This is a genomic window from Sphingomonas sp. Xoc002, from assembly GCF_050408055.1.
GTDB classification, from domain to species: domain Bacteria; phylum Pseudomonadota; class Alphaproteobacteria; order Sphingomonadales; family Sphingomonadaceae; genus Sphingomonas; species Sphingomonas yabuuchiae.
Genome location: NZ_CP191175.1, coordinates 1,880,427 through 1,898,734 on the forward strand (window position 1 = coordinate 1,880,427; position 18,308 = coordinate 1,898,734).

Here is an 18,308-nt window from a genome sequence, read left to right on the forward strand (position 1 = left end):
CCACCTCCCCGTGCCGGGGAGGATTTATCCTTTAACCGCCTGATACAGCCCCCAGAGGCTGGTCAGGGTCAGGATCACCCCGACCAGCGTCAACAGGGTTCGCGCCGGGACCCGCTTGGCCAGCATCGCCCCGAACGGCGCCGCACAGATGCCGCCGATCAGCAGCCCGACCGTCGCCATGGTGAAGGCGCCCCAGCCCAGCTGCGTGATGAACGTCGCCGAGATGGTTGCCGTCAGAAAGAATTCGGCCGTGTTGACCGTACCGATGGTCGTGCGCGGCGCAGCGCCTTGCGCCAGCAGGTTCGACGTCACGACAGGCCCCCAGCCGCCGCCGCCCGCCGCGTCCAGAAAGCCGCCGAGGAACCCCAGGGGCTCGACGATCCTGGGTTCGCGCGTCGCCGCCTTGTGCCGCCAGGCGCGGATCAGCAGATAGATGCCGATGCCGGTCAGATAGGCCAGGATGAAGGGCTTCACCACGGCCGCATCAATGTTGGACAGCACATAGGCGCCCAGCGCCCCGCCGATCACGCCGGGGATCATCAGCCGCAGGAACAGCCGCCAGTTGACGTTGCGATGCACCGCATGGCTGATCCCCGAGACGGCGGTGGTGAAGGTCTCGACGCTGTGCACGCCCGCCGACGCGGCGGCAGGCGGCACGCCCAGGCTGATCAGCAGCGTGTTGGAGATCACCCCGAAGGCCATGCCCAGCGCACCGTCGACCACCTGCGCGGCAAACCCCACGGCCACGAACGGCAGGATGTGGATCAGTTCGGTACTGGTCGGGTCCATCACGTCTCCTGTGCTTTATGACCGGCGGCCATGCCGTGTCCCGGCCAACGCTGCAACCGCGATAGAGTTTGCCCGATACCAAGCGAGAGTGGGTCGATCTGGATTTTGACCGAGCCTATGCCTAAATGCGCGTATCGCATCTGGGGACATGCTCATGCCGAGCCGATTGGCCGCTTATCTCGATTCGATCCGGGCTCGCGATCCCGCTCCGCATTCGCGTGCGGAGATTTTGCTGTACCCCGGTGTCTGGGCGCTGGCCGGGCACCGGGTCGCGCATCGGCTGTACAAGTCGCGGGCCTTCTTCCTCGCACGGCTGGTCAATCACTTCACCCGCTTCCTGACCGCGATCGACATTCACCCCGGCGCCAAGATCGGCCGCAACTTCTTCATCGACCACGGCTTCGTCGTGATCGGCGAGACGGCGGAGATCGGCGACGACGTCACCATCTATCAGTGCGTGACCCTGGGCGGCACCAGCCCGGACAATGGCGTGGCGGGCAAGCGCCATCCGACCCTGATGGACGGTGCGATCGTCGGATCCGGTGCGCAGGTGCTGGGTCCGATCATCGTCGGTCCGCGTGCCCGGGTCGGCGCGAACGCGGTCGTCACGCGCGACGTGCCCGAGGGGGCGGTGATGGTCGGCATTCCGGCTCGCCCGACGATCGTCGAAGGCGGGGCTGCGCCGGAGAAGCGCTTCGTCCCCTACGGCACGCCCTGTTCCGAAATGTTCGATCCCCAGACCCAGAAGATCGAAATGCTCCGTTGCGAGCTGGAGACGATGCGGCGGCGGCTGGACGCGGTGCTGGCCGAGCAGGGCGAAGAGCGCGACCGGGCCTGATGGGGGTCGTACCCTTTCCCAAGACGGCGGGTCAGGTGGGGTTCGACCGCACGGAACTGACCCGTATCCTCGACCTCTATGGCCGCATGGTCGCAGCCGGGCACTGGCGCGACTATGCGATGGACATGGGCCGCGATGCGGCGATCTTCTCCGCCTTTCGCCGCGCGGCCGAGCGCCCCGAATTCCGGATCGAGAAGCGCCCGGCGTTGCGCAACCGTCAGGGCATGTGGGCGCTGATCGGCGAGGGCGGGGCGGTGCTGAAGCGCGGGCATGAATTGGGGCCGGTTCTGGCCCCGGTCGAGCGACGCCTCATGAAGCTGGTCGAGGAATAACCCGTCCTCATGAAAAGCGCCGGTCCCCGTGTCGGGAACCGGCGCCATTCTTACAGCCGGGTGAGAGGCCGATTACTTGCCGCCACGCTGACGGCACTGGTCATACTGACCCTTTTTGCAGATCGGATAGCTCTTGAGCGGCGCCGGGGCCGGATAGGCCTGGGACGGGCTCGGCGCCTGCTGGAACACGACCGGCGCGCCGGGGGCGGGCTGCGACGCCATGGGCGGCTGGGCGGGCTGATAGCCGCCGGCGGTCATCGTGCCGGCGGTCGCGGCGGCATTGGCCTGCATCGAGCCCTGAGCCGACGTGTCGGTCTGGCTGGTGGTCGTATCGGTCTGCGTCGAGGCGCCAGCCTGCATCCCCGCCTGGGCGGTGGTGTCGGTCTGGGTCTGCTGGGCGAAAGCGGGCGCCGCCATCAGAGCGGTGGCGGCCAGAAAAACGAGCTTCATGCGAATCTCCTGTTCAGAAGCGCAAGTGCGTTAGCGCGTCGGGCAGAACGCCCCATGCCGCACTTGGCTCCCTCGTTTCGCTTGCGACCCGATCCTGACAGGCTTTTAATCAACCACCGGCGTCGAGCGAATAGCCCGCCGAGCGCACCGTACGGATGATGTCGGGGCGGTCCCCGATGTTGATGGCCTTGCGCAGGCGACGGATATGCACGTCGACGGTCCGGCTTTCGATATCCGAGTCATGCCCCCATACCGCGTCGAGCAGCCGCTCGCGCGAGAAGACCCAGCCGGGATGCTCGAGGAAATGCTTGAGCAGGCGGAATTCGGTCGGCCCGAGCGAGACGACTTCGCCCGCGCGGCGGACCTTGTGGCCGACCGTATCCATCTCGATATCGGCATAGGTCAGCGCCTCGCCCGCCAGCGCCGGGCGTACGCGGCGCAGCACCGCGCCGACGCGCGCGACGAGTTCACGCGGGGAAAAAGGCTTGGTGACATAATCGTCCGCGCCCGTCTCCAGCCCGCGTACCCGGTCCTCTTCCTCGCCGCGCGCGGTCAGCATGATGATCGGCACGTTCGCCGTCTCGGCCGAGCGGCGCAGGCGGCGGCAGACCTCGATCCCCGAAATCCCCTCGACCATCCAGTCGAGCAGGACGATGTCGGGCGTGCTCTCCCGCGCCAGCAGCAGAGCCTCCTCGCCGTCGACCGTGTGGGTGACGTCGAAATCCTCGCGCTTGAAATGGAAGACGAGCAGTTCCGCCAGCGCGGCGTCGTCTTCGACCAGCAACATCTTTACCCGTGCCATCGTGCCTGTTCCCTCAAGAAGGCAATGTGCCGCCGCGGTCCCGCTCACCCATCTGGGTGCCGGTGGCGGCGAAATAGACCATCTCCGCGACGTTCGTCGCATGGTCACCGATCCGTTCGAGATTCTTGGCGATGAACAGCAGGTGCGCGACCTGTCCGATCGTCTTGGGATTCTCGACCATATGGGTGACGAGCGTGCGGAAGATGGAATCGTAGAAATCGTCGAGCGCGTTGTCGCTGTCGCGGACCCGGATCGCCGCCTCGGCATCGCGCGCGGCAAAGGCGTCGAGCACGTCGTGCACCATCGCCGAGGCGATCTTGGCCATGGCGGGAAGGATCGAGACGGGCTCGATCCGATCCTCGCTCTCGATCATCGGCACGCGCTTGGCGATATTCTTGGCATAGTCGCCGATGCGCTCGACGACGCTGGCGATCTTGAGCGCCGCGACCACCTCCCGCAGGTCGTTGGCCATCGGCGCCCGGAGCGCGATGGTCCGCACCGCCAGCCGCTCGACCTCCGCCTCGATCAGGTCGATCGCCTTGTCGTCCTCGCGGACCTTTCGCGCCAGTTCCAGGTCGGAGCGTTGCAGCGCCCTGATGGCATTGGCGATCGCCTCCTCGGCCAATCCGCCCATCTGGCTGATCAGCCCGCGCAGGCGGCCGATATCGTTGTCGAAGGCTTTTACGGTGTGGTCCATGATGCTCGTCCTCAGCCGTAACGGCCGGTAATATAGTCCTTCGTCCGCTCTTCCTTCGGGTTCGTGAAGATATCGGACGTCTTGCCGTACTCGACCAAGGTGCCGAGGTGGAAAAAGGCGGTGCGTTGCGAGACGCGGGCGGCCTGCTGCATATTGTGGGTGACGATCGCGATGGCGTAGCGGCCGCGCAGGTCGTGGATCAGCTCCTCGATGCGCGCCGTCGCGATCGGGTCCAGCGCGCTGCACGGCTCGTCCATCAGGATGACTTCGGGGTCGACGGCGATGGCGCGGGCGATGCACAGCCGCTGCTGCTGGCCGCCCGACAGCGCAGTGCCGCTTTCCGACAGGCGATCCTTGACCTCGTTCCACAGGCCCGCGCGGGTCAGCGAGCGCTCGACGATGGCATCCATCTCGCTCCGCGAGGTCGCCAGGCCATGGATGCGTGGACCGTAAGCGACATTTTCGTAGATCGACTTGGGGAAGGGGTTGGGTTTCTGGAACACCATACCGACGCGCGCGCGCAGCTGCACCACGTCCATCTCGGGCGCATAGATGTCCTGCCCGTCCAGCCGCACATCGCCCGACACGCGTGCCGAGGGGATGGTGTCGTTCATGCGGTTCAACGTGCGCAGGAAGGTCGACTTGCCGCAGCCCGACGGGCCGATGAACGCGATGACGTGATCCATGTCGACATCGATCGAGATGTCATGGATCGCATGCTTGTCGGCATAGGACACGCTGACGTTGCGCGCGGTTATCTTGGGGGTATTCACCAGCGTGTCTCGAACCGATTGCGGAGATAGATGGCCAGCCCGTTCATCGCGAGCAAGAAGACGAGCAGGACGATGATCGCGGCCGAGGTCTTTTCGATAAAGCCGCGGTCGACCTGATCCGACCAGAGGAAAATCTGGACCGGCAGCACGGTCGCCGGATCGGTCAGCCCGTGCGGCGGCGCGGCGATGAAGGCGCGCATGCCGATCATCAGCAGGGGGGCCGTCTCGCCCAGCGCACGCGCCATGCCGATGATCGTGCCCGTCAGGATGCCGGGCAGGGCGAGCGGCAGGACATGGTGAAAGATCACCTGCACCCGCGAAGCGCCGACCGCCAGTGCGGCATCGCGGATCGAGGGCGGCACCGCCTTGATCGCATTGCGCCCCGCGATGACGATGACCGGCATGGTCATCAGCGCCAGCGTCAGGCCGCCGACCAGCGGGGCCGAGCGCGGCAGGCCGAAGCTGCCCAGAAAGACCGCCAGCCCCAAAAGTCCGAAGATGATCGAGGGGACTGCCGCCAGATTGTTGATCGACACCTCGATCATGTCGGTCCAGCGGTTCTTCGGCGCATATTCCTCCAGATAGAGGGCGGCGAGCACACCGATGGGGAAGGCCAGCGCCAGCGTGACGAGCATCGTCAGCAGCGAGCCCTTCGCCGCGCCCCAGATGCCGACCCGCGTCGGGTCGGTGGCATCGGCGTCGCGCAGGAAGCCCATGTCCCATCCCGTCGACAGGACCCCGCGCGCCTGCAACTGCGCGACGACGCGCTCGGCCTCCGGCGTACCGACACCCTTGGCGGCGACGTCGTAGCTGCTGGCGATCGGCAGTTCGAAGCGGACGGTGCGACGGAGCAGGCCGGGATCGGCCTTGATCGCGTCGCGCACCACGATCCAGGCGCCGGGCGACAGCAGGTCGGTTCCCATCGGGCCGAAGGCGGTCGTCGCGGCGCTCTCCACCGCATCCTCCAGCCCGGCCCCGGCCAGCGCCAGATCGGCCCCGCGCCCCTTCAGGCGGGCCGGCTCGATCGGCAGTTCGGCGGCGGCGAGGTTGACCGGCATGGCCACCCGCGTCTCGGTAAAGCCGCGAAGCCCCTGCGCCAGCATGGTGATCAGCAGGAAGGCCAGGAACGCCGCCGACAAGGCGACGGCCGCCGCGCCCAGCCGCCGGAAGCGACGCTCGGCGGCATAGCGCCGACGCAGGCGACGGGCCATGGCGGGGCTGTTCCAACCCGTGGCCGGAGGCTGGGAGGGCGGCTTACTCATAGGTTTCCCGATACCGCTTCACCACATTCAGCGCGACGATGTTGAGCAGCAGCGTGATGAGGAACAGCGTCAGGCCCAGCGCGAAGGCGGCCAACGTCTTGGGGCTGTCGAACTCCGCCTCGCCGGTCAGCAGATCGACGATCTGGCGGGTGACGGTGGTCGTGCTGGCAAAGGGATTGGCGGTCAGCGTGGCGACCCCGCTGGCGGCCATGACGACGATCATCGTCTCGCCGATCGCGCGACTGACGGCCAGCAGCACGCCGCCGACCACGCCGGGCAGGGCGGCGGGCAGCATGACGCGGGTGATCGTCTCGGACGGGGTGGCCCCCATCGCCAGGCTGCCGTCCCGCATCGAGCTGGGCACGGCGGCCAGGCTGTCATCCGCCATGGACGATACGAAGGGAATGATCATCACCCCCATGACCAGCCCGGCGGCCAAGGCGCTTTCCGACGAAGCCCACTCGATGCCGATCGCAACCGCGAACTGCCGGACGGCGGGGGCCACGGTCAGTGCGGCAAAATAGCCATAGACGACGGTCGGGATACCCGCGAGCACCTCCAGCACCGGCTTTATGATCCGGCGTGCACGGGGGGCTGCATATTGGGTCAGATAGATGGCGCTCATCAGCCCGAACGGGATGGCGACCGCCATGGCGATGACCGCCCCGATGAAGAAGGTGCCCCAGAACAGCGGGACCGCGCCCAGCGACGCGCCGGGATTGCGCGGATCGATCGACTGGGGGCTCCAATGCGTGCCGAACAGGAAATCGGTAACCGGCACGACCGAAAAGAAGCGACCGGCCTCGTAAAGCAGGGAGGCGACGATCCCGGCGGTGGTCAGGATCGCGATCAGCGACGCACCCAGCAGCAGTCCGAGCACCACCCGCTCGATCCGGGTGCGCGCCGAAAACTCCGGCCGGACGTGCAGATAGGCATAGGCACCGCCCGCCAGCGCCAGCAGCAGGACGATCGCGGTGGCGATCCAGTCGATCCGCGTCTGCGCGGCGTCATAGGCGGGGGCGAGCGTTCGCGACAGGGCATGGAACGCGCCATGCGCCTGTCCCGCCGCCAGCGCTCGCGCCTCGGACAGGATCGCCGCCCGTTCGAACCCGGGCGGGGGAAGCTGTACGGCGGCCGGGGCCTGAAGCACCATGTCGGTGACGAGCGCGGGGGAGGTCGCGGCCCAGATGGCAAGGAAGATCAACGGCGGCACGGCCGTCCACAGCGCGACATACCAGCCGTAATGATGCGGCAGCGAGCTGGTGCGCGTTCCCGACCGACGGCGGAAACCGAGCGCATGCATCCGCGTCGAGGCCCAGGCGATGATGCCCAGCCCGACCGTCAGGATCAGAAGGACGACGCCGTTCATGACGGCAGGCTCGCTGGATCGAGCGTGATTTCACGGGCAATGATGGCGCGCGAACGAGCCTGGATCGCCTCAGGCGAGGCGATCAGACCCCGGCGGACCAGTGGCCCGTCCTTGCCCCAGTTTTCGGCATAAAGCCGCAGGAAAGCGCGCAACCCCGGAATGGCATCGAGATGCGCCTTCTTGGCATAGACATAGAGGGGACGCGATCCCGGATAACGGTCGGCGGCGATGGCGTCATAGGTCGGCTGCACGCCGTTGATCGTCACCCCGTCGACGGTCTGGCGGTTTTCCTCGAGATAGGAATAGCCGAAGACACCCAGCGCATCGGGATTGGCCTGGAGCTTCTGGACGATCAGATTGTCGTTCTCGCCCGCATCGATATAGGCGCCGTCTTCGCGCACGCGCGTGCAGAACAGGCGGTGCGCTTCGGGATCACGAGCGGCCAACGCGGGTGCGCCCGGCTCGACCGCATCACACCCTTTGGCCAGGATCAGCTCGGCCAGTGCGTCGCGCGTGCCGCTGGTCGCGGGCGGACCATAGACCTGGATCGGAATGGCGGGGAGCATCGGATTGACGTCGGCCCAGGTGCGCGCGGTATTGGGCTTGCCGCCGGGATGGGCCGACAGCGCGCGGTAGATGTCGACCGAGGTCAGCGCCATGTGCGGCCCGCGCTTGGATTCGGCAAAGGCGATGCCGTCGATGCCGATCTGAATCTCCAGCAATTCGCCCGCGCCGTGCGCCGCGCAGTCGCGATATTCGCTGGGCTTCATGCGGCGCGAGGCATCTTCCAAGTCCGGATGCCCCGCCCCGATCCCGGCGCAGAACAGCTTCATGCCCGCGCCCGTACCCGTCGACTCGATCACCGGCGCCTTGGCATCGGGATCGGCCGCGACGAAACGCTCGGCGATGATCGTGGTGAAGGGATAGACGGTCGACGAACCGACAGCCGTGATCTGCTCCCGCACGCCCGCGCCGCCGCCATTGGCCTGATCATGGCAGGCCGCCAGCGCGAACATCGCGGCGAGAAGGCAGGGCAGACGCATCGAGATCCTTGGAAACACCGGAACGGGTGCGAACCGGCGCTGCCACGCTCGCCATACTCCCGTGTGACATTTTTATTGTGGTTTTGTGACAGCGCTCTCGGAAGCGTTCTTTTCCGGTGTCTTCAGCGCAGGCAGGCGGACCGTCACGGTCGTCCCGACGCCCACCTCGCTGGCGATTTCCAGCTTTCCACGATGCCGCTCGACGATGTGCTTCACGATGGCGAGGCCTAGGCCCGTACCGCCGATGCTGCGGCTCCGGCCTGAGTCGACGCGGTAGAAACGTTCGGTCAGGCGCGGCAAATGGCTGGCGGCGATGCCTTCGCCCCGGTCGGCGACGCTCAGGCGCAGCATGGGCCCGTCGCGATCCAGCCTGACACGCACCGGCGTCCCGGCCTTCCCGTATTTCATCGCATTGCCGATCAGATTGTGCAGCATCTGCGACAATTGCGCACGGTCACCCGCAATTGGCGGCAAATCTTCCGCCAGTTCGCAGCCAATGTCGTCGGCACGCGACGAACCGGAGTCGAGAAACTCCTCCCAGACATGGTCGACCAGTTCGGCCATATCGACGGGCTGGGCGGGCTGGCGATATTTGTCGGCCTCGATCCGGCTGAGCGAGATCAGGTCCTCGACCAGCCGCTGCATCCGCCGCGCCTCGTCGAACATCACCTTCAGGAAGCGCGCGCGGATTTCAGCATCCTCGCCCGCTTCGTCGCCCAGGGTTTCGATGAACCCGAGGATCGAGGCGAGGGGGGTGCGCAATTCGTGGCTGGCATTGGCCACGAAGTCGACGCGCATCCGCTCGGCGGCGTCGTGCGCGGTCTGGTCGATCAGGTGGACGATACGCTGGCCGCTCGTGGTATCGGCGACGCGCATTTCCCAGCGCTGTTCGAGCGACCCCAGTCCGACGAGCGAGATCGGTTGGCCGGGATCGGTCACGCCTTCCTTGGCCAGCAGACGTTCGGCGGCGGCGGGGTGGCGGATGGCAATGCGCGCATCCTCGCCGACGATATGCTTGCCGAGCAGCCCGCGTGCCGAACGATTGGCCAGGATCACGCGTCCGCCTTCGATCAGCAGCACCGGCTCGACGATCGCGTCCAGTGCTTCTTCGAGCAGCGGAGAGAGGCCAATATGGCCCTCCTCGGCAGCGAGGTCGTCCTCGACGTCGTTCGGCACGCCCTCACTGGCGACCAGGGCGGCCGCGATCCCGCCGACCAGCGCGATGATGGCGGGCGCGGGTCCTGCCGTCAGGAACACGACGGCGGCGGCCACCACGACGACGACGATGGCCCATAAGGTGCGAATGCCGAATCCCATGACGTGTCGATGTAGCGGCGCACGCGCGCCCTGTCTTCACCGCTGAATGGCGGACTTCCCCGGACCCGGCTTCCAGTTTTGGGAAGCGACTGGGCTCGCACAGGTTCTTGTGGCGGGCCGACGAATATGGGAGATCGCTTCGTCATGGACGACACGCCCTCCGAACCCGGCCCCGCATCGGGCTCCGCGCCCGAAGCGCAGGCCGATGCGCCTGCCTCCAGCGTGACCAGCCGCCGGATGCTGATGCTGGGCGCGGTCGGGGCGAGTACGGTCATTGCCGTCCGCCCGGCGCTGGCCCAGACGACGGCATCGGTGCTGAACTGTCAGATTCCCGTGCCCGGTCCGGGCGATGCCGGAAAATACATCGACAGGAACGGCAATGTCGTCAATCCCGGCCCGCTGGGCGCGGCGGGGGCGCTTTTCGGCGGGCCTTATCCCCCGCCGCCGCGTCCCTTTACCGGCGAGGAAGTGCGCAATGCGCTGTACAAGGGCATGTCGCTGCCCGGCACGACCTATTATTCCAACGACGCCTACCTCAAATACATCAAGAAGCTGAGCGGCGGCCAGAGCGGCTATACCTGTTTCCTGTCCGTTCAGAATCCCAGGACCTGATCCGGTGGCCGGTCCGCGCTACCGCGCGGCGGCGGCGGCGCTCTTGATCGTCGAGCCGCTGGATATGTTCACGGCCGTTTTCCATCGCCCGTCCGGCGTGACCCATTTGCTGAACGAACCGGCGCCGCAGATATTGGAGGCACTGGCGGACGAACCCTTGGATAGGGACACGTTGCTCGCTCGGTTGGCGCAGGATTACGACCTGGGTGACGCGGACGGTTCGGCGGTGCTGCAGGCTCGTCTGACCGAACTGGAGGCGGCCGGATTGGTCGACCGGGTGTGAGGCACCAAATCACCTTGCGCGTCGGGCCGGTCGGTTTCCGGATCGGATCGGATTGGCATGCGCCGATCGCGACGCTCGATGCGCTGTATCGCGACTATCCGCGACCCGAATTTGCCGACTACAGCGTCCGGCTGGAGGCCGTATCGCCCTGGCGACGCCGGGTGCGGCCATCCGTTCGGGTGGCGGGGGATTACTGGCTGCCCGATGCGTCGCCATTGCCGTTGGCGCAAGGCGTGCTGGCGGCCGAGATGGGCATGAACCTGCAGGTTGCGCTCGGACATCGCCGTCACCTGCTGCTTCATGCCGCCGTGGTCGCGCGCGGCGATCGGGCGATCCTGATGAGCGGCGTGTCCGGCGCAGGCAAGTCGACGCTGGCGTTGATGCTGTCGCGGCGGGGCTGGCGCTTCCTGGGCGACGAGTTCGCCATGATCGATCCGGACACCGGCCTGACCCATCCCTTTCCGCGTCCGGTCAGCCTGAAGAACGAGAGCCTTTCGCTCATTCCCGAAGGCTATCGCACAGGTCCGTTGCTGACGGGCACGCCCAAGGGCGATGTGCGCCACGTCGCGCCGCCCGCCGCTGCGATCGCTGCGATGGACGAGCCTGCACGGCCTGCGCTGTTGGTCTTTCCGCGCTTCGGTTTTCCCTCCGCCTTGAGCGGCCTCGCGCCGACCGAGACCTTCATGCGACTGACCCAGGCGTCGACCAACTATGTCGCGATGGGGGAGGCCGGGTTCCGGACGCTGACCCGTCTTCGCGCGCAGGTCCCGGCGGTGGCGCTGGATTATCCCGACGGTGAAGCGGGTGTCGCCGCCATCGAAGCCCTGTGGGAGGCGCTGTGAGCGCGGTCCGGACATTGGTCGCGCTGCTGCGTGATCCCGAGCGGGCTGGGGCGGTCGATCCGGCGCACTGGACCGAGGTGCTGGCCGTTGCGCGGGCGGAGACGCTGGCCGGAACCTTGGCGTATCGGTTGGAGGGGCTCGCATTACCCGGTTCGGTCGTCGGGGCGCTGGCGGAGGCGCGGATCGACGCCGCCGAGGCCAGGCGGACGGCGCTGTGGGAGGCGAACCGCGTGGCGCTGGCGCTTCGGCCCCTGGGGCACCCGGTCATCCTGTTGAAAGGCACCGCCTTCGTCGCGGCCGGGCTGGCGGCGGGGCAGGGGCGTGGTATCGGCGACTGCGATATCCTGCTTTCCCGACCCCTGCTTGACCATGCCGAGAAGCTGCTGGTCGATGCCGGATGGGAATGGATGAAATCCGATCCCTATGATGACCTCTATTATCGCCAATGGATGCACGAGCTTCCGCCGCTGGTCCATGGCGAGCGGGGGCGGATGGTCGATGTGCACCACACCATCCTGCCGCTGACGGCGGGGCCCACACCGGATGCGCAGGCGCTGATCGACGATGCCGAAGCACTGGGCGGCGGCTTGGCGGTGCTGTGCCATACGGACATGATCGTCCATGCGGCGGCGCATCTGTTGGCCGATGGCGAACTGGCCGGTGGCCTCCGCAATTTGTGGGATATTCATGCGCTGATCGAGGAAAAGGGCATGGAGGGGCTGGAGGCGCGGGCGGCGCATCACGGCCTTTCGTCCGCCGTCGATCGTGCGCTGCGGTTGACGCATGCGCTTTACGGCACGACCGTTCCTGCCCGGTGGCAAAGGCTGACCATGATCGATCGCCTTTACCGAAGCCGCATGATGGCGCGTGACGGATGGGGGCGGGAACGGCACAAGGCGTTACGGACCGTCTTTTATATCCGCTCGCACCTCATCCGAATGCCGCTGCCGATGCTCATCCGGCATTTGTGGATCAAGTGGCGGAAGGCGAAAGCCGCGTCAGGGTCGGGATAAGCTCGGCATAGCTGTCGATGATCGCATCGCCCCCGAGGGCCTCGACCGACTGGCTCAGGAACCCGAAGGAGCAGGTGATGACCGGCAGTCGCGCCGCACGGGCCGCCTGAACGTCGAAGATCGAATCGCCGACGAACGCCGCTTTTCCCCCGCCGCACTGTTCGACCAGCGCCTGGATCGGTCTGGGCGAGGGCTTTGCGACGCCCAGCGTATCGCCGCCGATGATCGAGGCGAAGCGATCGGTCAGGTCCAGCGCCCCCAGGATCGCCCGGGCGAAGCGCTCCAGCTTGTTGGTCATGATGCCCAGCGTTACGCCGCGCGCCGCCAATTCATCCAGCGCCTCGATCGCGCCGGGGAAGGGCGCGGTATGCACCGCCAGATGCGCCTCGTAATATTCGAGCAGCAGATGGTGCAGCCGATCCAGCGTCTCGGCATCATGGCCGCCGGTCGCGTCCAGCCCGTGCCGCAACATCGCGCGGGCGCCGCCGCCGATCATCGGCTTGACCGCCTCGACGCTCAGGGGCGCACGTCCGATCGAGCCCAGCGCGTGGTTGACGGCGGCGGTCAGGTCGCCGCTGGTATCCAGCAGCGTGCCGTCCAGGTCGAAGCCGACGATGGCGAAGGGAAAACCATGCGATGAATTGACGTCCATGTTCGGTCCCGGTGCAGTCTCCGACTGGCCTTGACCGAAAATCCATGGCAGGCGCAACCGTCATGACGAGACCGATCGCCGCCATCATCCTCGCCGCGGGCAAGGGCACCCGCATGAAGTCGGACCTGCACAAGGTCCTTCACCCCATTGCCGGGCGGCCGATGCTGCTCCACCTGATCGACAGCGTGAAGGCCTTGTCGCCGGAACGCATGGTCGTGGTGACGGGCGCCGGGCGCGAGCAGGTCGAGGCGGCCGTCGCTCCGCTGGGCGTCGCCACCGCGCTTCAGGCCGAACAGCTGGGCACCGGCCATGCCGTCGCGCAGGCGCGCGAGGCACTGGCGGGGTTCGACGGCGATGTGCTGATCCTCTACGGCGACGTTCCGCTGGTGGAGGCACGGACGATGCGTGCGATGATCGACCGGCTGGGCGAAGCCGATGTGCCGGCGGCGGTGGTGCTGGGCTTCCGTCCCGGCGATCCTGCCGCTTATGGCCGGGTCATCGCCGATCGGAACGGGCGTATCGATCGGATGGTCGAGTTCAAGGATGCCAATCCTGAAGAGCGTGCCGTAACCCTCTGCAATTCCGGCCTGATGGCTGTGCGCTCGAGCGATTTGTTCGGCCTGCTCGACCGGGTCGGCAACGACAATGCGGCCGGGGAATATTATCTGCCCGATATCGTCATGCTGGCCGCCGCAGACGGTCGCCACTCGGCCGTTATCGAGACGGGCGCGGGCGAGGTCGCGGGCGTCAACAGCCGGGCCGAACTGGCGGTGGTCGAGGGGGACTGGCAGGTCCGTCGTCGTGCGCGTGCGATGGCCGACGGCGCGACGCTGATCGCCCCCGACACGGTCTGGTTCTCGCACGATACCCGTCTCGGCCGCGACGTGGTGATCGAGCCGCATGTCGTGTTCGGCCCCGGCGTCCATGTCGCCGACGGCGTGACCATCCATGCCTTCAGCCATCTGGAGGGTGCGATCGTCGCGACCGGTGCGGATATCGGCCCCTATGCCCGGCTTCGTCCCGGTGCGGACGTGCGCGAGGGCGCGCGGGTCGGCAATTTCGTCGAGATGAAGAAGGCCGTCCTCGGTCCCGGCGCCAAGGCCAATCATCTGACCTATCTGGGCGATGCCGAAGTGGGTGCGGGCGCCAATATCGGCGCGGGCACCATCACCTGCAATTATGACGGCTTCCTGAAGTATAAGACCGTGATCGGCGAGGGGGCTTTTATCGGCTCGAACTCGGCGCTGGTCGCGCCCGTCGCGATCGGAGCGGGTGCGATCGTGGGGGCGGGTTCGGTCGTGACGAGCGACGTAGAGGCCGATGCCCTCGCACTCGTCCGCGCCGAGCGGCAGACCAAGGCCGGTTGGGCCAAGCGTTTCAGAGACATGATGACGGCCAAAAAGGCCGCGAAAAAGGCTGGGGAGTAAGTAGCTTATGTGCGGTATCGTGGGAATTCTGGGTGGTGACGACGTGGCCGAGCGGCTGCTCGACGGGCTGCGTCGCCTGGAATATCGGGGCTATGACTCGGCGGGCATTGCGACGATCGACCATGGCGAGATCGAGCGTCGCCGGGCGTCGGGCAAGCTAGTCAATCTGGCCAAGGAACTTGCGGCGCACCCGTTGCCCGGCTCCATCGGTATCGCGCATACCCGCTGGGCGACGCATGGCGGTCCGACGACCAACAATGCCCACCCACACGCGACCGATCACGTCGCCGTCGTGCACAACGGCATCATCGAGAACTTCAAGGCCTTGCGCGACGAACTGATCGGGCGCGGCCGGGTCTTCACCAGCGAAACCGACACCGAAGTCGTGGCGCATCTGGTCAGCGAGAAGGTGGAGCAGGGCCTCGACCCCGTTGCCGCCGTCCGCGAGGTCCTGCCGCGCCTGCACGGTGCGTTCGCGCTCGCCATCCTGTTCCGCGACCAGCCCGACATGCTGATCGGCGCGCGGCTCGGCTCGCCGCTGGTGGTCGGTTACGGCGATGACGAGACCTATCTGGGGTCCGACGCGCTGGCGCTGGCGCCGCTGACCCAGCGTATCGCCTATCTGGACGAGGGCGACTGGGTCGTCTGCACCCGCGAGGGCGCCCAGGTCTATGACCGTGACAACACCCCCGTCGAGCGACCCGTCACCCTGTCGGGCGTCACCGGCGCGCTGATCGACAAGGGCAATCACCGCCACTTCATGCAGAAGGAAATCTACGAGCAGCCGATCGTCGTCGCCCAGACGCTGCGCTCGTATCTCCAGCGGCTGGAGGGCAAGGTGGCGCTGCCCATTCCCGACTTCGACCTGTCGGGCATCAAGCGGGTCACTATCGTCGCCTGCGGCACAAGCTTCTATGCGGGCATGGTCGCCAAATACTGGTTCGAGCAGTTTGCGCGCGTGCCCGTCGACCTCGATGTCGCGTCCGAATTCCGCTATCGCGCGCCCGTCATGGAGCCGGGCGGCCTGATGATCGTCATCAGCCAGTCTGGCGAGACCGCCGACACGCTGGCGGCGCTTCGTCATGCCAAGAATGAGGGGCAGACGATCGCGGCGGTGGTCAACGTGCCGACCAGTTCGATGGCGCGCGAGGCGGACCTGCTGCTGCCGACCCATGCCGGGCCGGAGATCGGCGTCGCCTCGACCAAGGCCTTTACCTGCCAGCTCAGCGTGCTCGCCGCGCTGGCCGCCAATCTGGCCAAGGCCAAGGGGCGGCTGTCGGCTGACGAGGAGAAGCAGATCGTCCGTCATCTGGCCGAAGCGCCCGCCGCCATCAACGGCGCACTGGCCTATGACGAAGCGATCGAGGGCATGGCGGGTGCCGTCGCGGGCGCGCGCGACGTGCTCTATCTGGGGCGCGGCACCGACTATCCGCTGGCGCTGGAAGGTGCATTGAAGCTGAAGGAAATCAGCTACATACACGCCGAAGGTTATGCGGCGGGCGAGATGAAGCACGGCCCGATCGCGCTGATCGACGAGCATGTCCCCGTCATCGTCATCGCGCCCTCCGGCCCGCTGTTCGAAAAGACCGTCTCGAACATGCAGGAAGTTCAGGCGCGCGGCGGCAAGGTGATCCTGATCTCCGACTATGACGGGATCGAGGCGGCGGGCGACGGCTGCATCGCCACCATCACCATGCCCAAGGTCCACCCGCTGATCGCGCCGATCGTCTATGCGGTGCCGGTACAGCTGCTCGCCTATCATGTCGCCGTCGCCAAGGGCACCGATGTCGACCAGCCGCGCAATCTCGCCAAGAGCGTTACGGTCGAATAACTGACCATTTACGTCACTTTAAGCCTCTACGGTTACCATCTGTCGTCGTGTTGAGTAATGAAGACGGATGGTAGCCGGATGCGTATTCTGATCGTCGACGACGAACCGGCGGTTCACGAGAGCTACGACCTGTGCTTCTCGGGACGGAACGCCGCGCTGGACGCGATGGCGACCGAGCTGTTCGGTGAGGCCGCCGACGGGTGGGACGACGACTTCGTCCTCGCCCGGCATCATTGCCATCAGGGTCTGGAGGCGGTCGCCGAAGTCGAGCGAGCCCAGGCGGAAGGATCGCCTTTCGCGGTGGCGTTCATCGACATACGGATGCCGCCGGGTATCGACGGTCGCGAAACCGCGCGGCGCATCCGGGCGCTCGATCCCGATATCCATATCGTCATCGTCACCGGCTATTCGGATTTCTCTCCCGCCGAGATCGGCAAGGTGGCGGGGCCGGCCGACAAGATCTTCTACATCGCCAAGCCGTTCGAGGTGATCGAAGTCCAGCAGATGGCGCACGCCTTGTGCCACCGCTGGAACAATGACCGCGAACTGGCCGCCGCCCGGGCATTGCTGGCGACGCAGGTCGCGACGCTGGAGGAAAAGACCGCCGAGCTGGAGGCGAACGAGAGCCGGGCGATGCATATCGCCACGCACGACGCCCTGACCGATGCCCCCAACCGCGTCGCTTTCCTGCGCGGCCTGACCGAGCGCGGGCGTCAGGACCGTTCCTACGTTACCGCAATGCTCGATCTCGACCGGTTCAAGCTGGTCAACGACACGCTGGGCCACCTTGCCGGGGATGAGTTGATCCGCGAGGTTTGCACGACCATCCAGGCCCAAATGCCCGAGGGCGCGATGCTGGCCCGGCTGGGCGGCGACGAGTTCGGCATCTTCTTCGATGCCGAAGACATCGATCTGGCCGTGGTCGCCTGTGACCGGATCGTCACCGCCTGCGCCTCGACCTTCAACGTATTGGGCCATGCGGTACGGTGCGGCGCATCCTGCGGCTTGGTGATGTGCCAGCCGGGCGGGGAGCGCGACCCGACCGATCTTGTCCGACAGGCCGACATGGCGCTGAACGAAGCCAAGCGTTCGGGGCGCGGCACCGTCCGGGTGTTCGATGCCAGCATGGACGAAGGCATTCGCGTCCGCCGCGAGATCGAGGCGGGCTTGAGCCAGGCCATCGTCCGCGACGAGCTGAGCCTGGCCTATCAGCCGATTGTCGCCCGGGGCAGCCTGGACATTGTCGGGTTCGAGGCGCTTGTCCGCTGGAGCACGCCCGAACGCGGCGCGATCAGCCCGGCGATCTTCATCCCGCTGGCCGAGGAAAGCACCCTGATCCATGATCTGGGTGACTGGATCCTGGACCACGCCCTGGCCGAGCTCCAGCATTGGCCGGGTCAGTATGTTTCGGTGAATTTCAGCCCGATCCAATTCCGCCGTTCGCATTTCGTCGGGCATGTCATGGAGAGCGTGCGACGGGCGGGCGTCGAGCCCCAGCGGGTCCAGATCGAGATTACCGAGACGGCGATCTTCGATGACGCCGAACATGCCGCGCAGACCCTTTGCGAACTGCGCAAGCTGGGCTTCCGTATCGCGCTCGACGACTTCGGCACGGGCTATTCCAGCCTCTACAATATCCGCAAATTCGCGCTGGACTGCCTGAAGATCGACCGCAGCTTCATCGACGGCATGGGGCGCGAGCGCGAGTCTGCGGCGATCGTCCATTCCATCATCCATCTGGGTCGGGCGTTGGGCCTGGGCGTGATCGCGGAGGGCGTCGAGACGGAATCCCAGGCACAGGCGCTGCGCGTCGCGGGTGCCAGTCATCTCCAGGGCTATCTCTTCTCCAAACCCGTTCCCGCGACCGAGGCGCGCGCACTGGCCGAACGGAAATTCCTGACGCTGCCCGGCGAGGCTGAAGGATCGGCTCCCAGCATGGCAGGCGCGGGGCGCTGACGCGGCGAAGCATCATGCGC

19 protein-coding genes are annotated in these 18,308 nt (G+C 66.6%); 9 read left to right on the forward strand and 10 right to left on the reverse strand.

What is annotated here, in order from left to right; translation table 11 throughout:
* Positions 1-24: 24 nt before the first annotated feature.
* On the reverse strand, positions 25-789 hold the full coding sequence (locus ACQR50_RS08290) for a sulfite exporter TauE/SafE family protein (RefSeq protein WP_428970567.1): 765 nt from the start codon (positions 787-789) through the stop codon (positions 25-27).
* Positions 790-943: 154 nt separating this feature from the next.
* On the opposite strand from ACQR50_RS08290, the gene epsC reads away from it, so the two are divergent.
* Both epsC and ACQR50_RS08300 read left to right on the forward strand, forming a co-directional pair.
* Positions 944-1,627: a serine O-acetyltransferase EpsC gene (epsC, locus tag ACQR50_RS08295; protein ID WP_058745292.1), complete on the forward strand. Its 684-nt coding sequence runs from the start codon at positions 944-946 to the stop codon at positions 1,625-1,627.
* The gene (locus tag ACQR50_RS08300; protein WP_428970568.1) at positions 1,627-1,959 is read left to right on the forward strand and encodes a DUF2794 domain-containing protein; all 333 of its coding nucleotides are present in this window, start codon (positions 1,627-1,629) and stop codon (positions 1,957-1,959) included. The genes epsC and ACQR50_RS08300 overlap by 1 nt, the downstream gene beginning before the upstream one ends.
* 72 nt (positions 1,960-2,031) lie before the next feature.
* On the opposite strand, the gene ACQR50_RS08305 is transcribed toward ACQR50_RS08300, so the two are convergent.
* From ACQR50_RS08305 to ACQR50_RS08340, 8 genes are all read right to left on the reverse strand, one after another.
* A complete protein-coding gene (locus ACQR50_RS08305; RefSeq protein ID WP_428970569.1) occupies positions 2,032-2,409 on the reverse strand; it encodes a hypothetical protein in 378 nt (125 codons plus the stop codon).
* 109 nt (positions 2,410-2,518) lie between these two features.
* Positions 2,519-3,211, reverse strand: a complete 693-nt coding sequence (phoB, locus tag ACQR50_RS08310) for a phosphate regulon transcriptional regulator PhoB (RefSeq protein WP_042488715.1) — start codon at positions 3,209-3,211, stop codon at positions 2,519-2,521.
* A gap of 13 nt (positions 3,212-3,224) precedes the next feature.
* Positions 3,225-3,911 carry a phosphate signaling complex protein PhoU gene (phoU, locus tag ACQR50_RS08315; RefSeq protein ID WP_428970669.1) on the reverse strand — a complete coding sequence of 229 codons (687 nt, stop codon included), beginning with the start codon at positions 3,909-3,911 and terminating at the stop codon, positions 3,225-3,227.
* Between the two features lie 8 nt (positions 3,912-3,919).
* A complete protein-coding gene (gene pstB, locus ACQR50_RS08320) occupies positions 3,920-4,681 on the reverse strand; it encodes a phosphate ABC transporter ATP-binding protein PstB (protein ID WP_428970570.1) in 762 nt (253 codons plus the stop codon).
* Entirely contained in the window at positions 4,678-5,892 is a 1,215-nt protein-coding gene (gene pstA / locus ACQR50_RS08325) for a phosphate ABC transporter permease PstA (RefSeq protein ID WP_428970571.1), read from the reverse strand. Before pstA ends, pstB begins: the two co-directional genes overlap by 4 nt.
* 43 nt (positions 5,893-5,935) lie before the next feature.
* On the reverse strand, positions 5,936-7,312 hold the full coding sequence (gene pstC, locus ACQR50_RS08330) for a phosphate ABC transporter permease subunit PstC (protein WP_428970572.1): 1,377 nt from the start codon (positions 7,310-7,312) through the stop codon (positions 5,936-5,938).
* Complete coding sequence (locus ACQR50_RS08335; protein ID WP_428970573.1) at positions 7,309-8,355, reverse strand: substrate-binding domain-containing protein; 1,047 nt, start codon at positions 8,353-8,355, stop codon at positions 7,309-7,311. Before ACQR50_RS08335 ends, pstC begins: the two co-directional genes overlap by 4 nt.
* A 72-nt stretch (positions 8,356-8,427) precedes the next feature.
* On the reverse strand, positions 8,428-9,672 hold the full coding sequence (locus ACQR50_RS08340; protein ID WP_428970574.1) for a sensor histidine kinase: 1,245 nt from the start codon (positions 9,670-9,672) through the stop codon (positions 8,428-8,430).
* Between the two features lie 144 nt (positions 9,673-9,816).
* Here ACQR50_RS08340 and ACQR50_RS08345 point away from each other — a divergent pair, with 144 nt between their 5' ends.
* Genes ACQR50_RS08345 through ACQR50_RS08360 form a run of 4 tightly spaced genes read left to right on the forward strand, consistent with a single transcriptional unit; the run spans position 9,817 to position 12,422 of the window.
* Entirely contained in the window at positions 9,817-10,284 is a 468-nt protein-coding gene (locus ACQR50_RS08345) for a hypothetical protein (RefSeq protein WP_428970575.1), read from the forward strand.
* Between the two features lie 4 nt (positions 10,285-10,288).
* On the forward strand, positions 10,289-10,567 hold the full coding sequence (locus ACQR50_RS08350) for an HPr-rel-A system PqqD family peptide chaperone (RefSeq protein WP_428970576.1): 279 nt from the start codon (positions 10,289-10,291) through the stop codon (positions 10,565-10,567).
* Entirely contained in the window at positions 10,564-11,409 is an 846-nt protein-coding gene (locus ACQR50_RS08355) for an HprK-related kinase A (RefSeq protein WP_428970577.1), read from the forward strand. Before ACQR50_RS08350 ends, ACQR50_RS08355 begins: the two co-directional genes overlap by 4 nt.
* Positions 11,406-12,422 carry a nucleotidyltransferase domain-containing protein gene (locus ACQR50_RS08360; RefSeq protein ID WP_428970578.1) on the forward strand — a complete coding sequence of 339 codons (1,017 nt, stop codon included), beginning with the start codon at positions 11,406-11,408 and terminating at the stop codon, positions 12,420-12,422. Before ACQR50_RS08355 ends, ACQR50_RS08360 begins: the two co-directional genes overlap by 4 nt.
* Here the strand turns inward: ACQR50_RS08360 and ACQR50_RS08365 are convergent.
* The gene (locus ACQR50_RS08365) at positions 12,382-13,074 is read right to left on the reverse strand and encodes an HAD-IA family hydrolase (protein WP_428970579.1); all 693 of its coding nucleotides are present in this window, start codon (positions 13,072-13,074) and stop codon (positions 12,382-12,384) included. The genes ACQR50_RS08360 and ACQR50_RS08365 overlap by 41 nt on opposite strands.
* A 62-nt stretch (positions 13,075-13,136) precedes the next feature.
* Here ACQR50_RS08365 and glmU point away from each other — a divergent pair, with 62 nt between their 5' ends.
* From glmU to ACQR50_RS08380, 3 genes are all read left to right on the forward strand, one after another.
* Positions 13,137-14,501: a bifunctional UDP-N-acetylglucosamine diphosphorylase/glucosamine-1-phosphate N-acetyltransferase GlmU gene (gene glmU, locus ACQR50_RS08370; RefSeq protein ID WP_428970580.1), complete on the forward strand. Its 1,365-nt coding sequence runs from the start codon at positions 13,137-13,139 to the stop codon at positions 14,499-14,501.
* 7 nt (positions 14,502-14,508) lie between these two features.
* Positions 14,509-16,332, forward strand: coding sequence for a glutamine--fructose-6-phosphate transaminase (isomerizing) (glmS, locus tag ACQR50_RS08375; protein ID WP_428970581.1), 1,824 nt, complete (start codon positions 14,509-14,511; stop codon positions 16,330-16,332).
* Positions 16,333-16,410: 78 nt separating this feature from the next.
* Positions 16,411-18,288, forward strand: coding sequence for a putative bifunctional diguanylate cyclase/phosphodiesterase (locus ACQR50_RS08380; protein ID WP_428970582.1), 1,878 nt, complete (start codon positions 16,411-16,413; stop codon positions 18,286-18,288).
* Positions 18,289-18,308 lie beyond the last annotated feature (20 nt).

What these genes read in the sequence shown, in the direction of transcription:
- epsC (WP_058745292.1), top strand. Translation starts at nt 944, where the DNA reads ATGCCGAGCCGATTGGCCGCTTATCTCGATTCGATCCGGGCTCGCGAT.
- ACQR50_RS08305 (WP_428970569.1), bottom strand. Translation starts at nt 2,409, where the DNA reads ATGAAGCTCGTTTTTCTGGCCGCCACCGCTCTGATGGCGGCGCCCGCT.
- ACQR50_RS08340 (WP_428970574.1), bottom strand. Translation starts at nt 9,672, where the DNA reads ATGGGATTCGGCATTCGCACCTTATGGGCCATCGTCGTCGTCGTGGTG.
- ACQR50_RS08290 (WP_428970567.1), bottom strand. Translation starts at nt 789, where the DNA reads ATGGACCCGACCAGTACCGAACTGATCCACATCCTGCCGTTCGTGGCC.
- pstA (WP_428970571.1), bottom strand. Translation starts at nt 5,892, where the DNA reads ATGGCCCGTCGCCTGCGTCGGCGCTATGCCGCCGAGCGTCGCTTCCGG.
- glmU (WP_428970580.1), top strand. Translation starts at nt 13,137, where the DNA reads ATGACGAGACCGATCGCCGCCATCATCCTCGCCGCGGGCAAGGGCACC.
- ACQR50_RS08345 (WP_428970575.1), top strand. Translation starts at nt 9,817, where the DNA reads ATGGACGACACGCCCTCCGAACCCGGCCCCGCATCGGGCTCCGCGCCC.
- glmS (WP_428970581.1), top strand. Translation starts at nt 14,509, where the DNA reads ATGTGCGGTATCGTGGGAATTCTGGGTGGTGACGACGTGGCCGAGCGG.
- ACQR50_RS08380 (WP_428970582.1), top strand. Translation starts at nt 16,411, where the DNA reads ATGCGTATTCTGATCGTCGACGACGAACCGGCGGTTCACGAGAGCTAC.
- ACQR50_RS08335 (WP_428970573.1), bottom strand. Translation starts at nt 8,355, where the DNA reads ATGCGTCTGCCCTGCCTTCTCGCCGCGATGTTCGCGCTGGCGGCCTGC.
- phoB (WP_042488715.1), bottom strand. Translation starts at nt 3,211, where the DNA reads ATGGCACGGGTAAAGATGTTGCTGGTCGAAGACGACGCCGCGCTGGCG.
- ACQR50_RS08300 (WP_428970568.1), top strand. Translation starts at nt 1,627, where the DNA reads ATGGGGGTCGTACCCTTTCCCAAGACGGCGGGTCAGGTGGGGTTCGAC.
- pstC (WP_428970572.1), bottom strand. Translation starts at nt 7,312, where the DNA reads ATGAACGGCGTCGTCCTTCTGATCCTGACGGTCGGGCTGGGCATCATC.
- ACQR50_RS08365 (WP_428970579.1), bottom strand. Translation starts at nt 13,074, where the DNA reads ATGGACGTCAATTCATCGCATGGTTTTCCCTTCGCCATCGTCGGCTTC.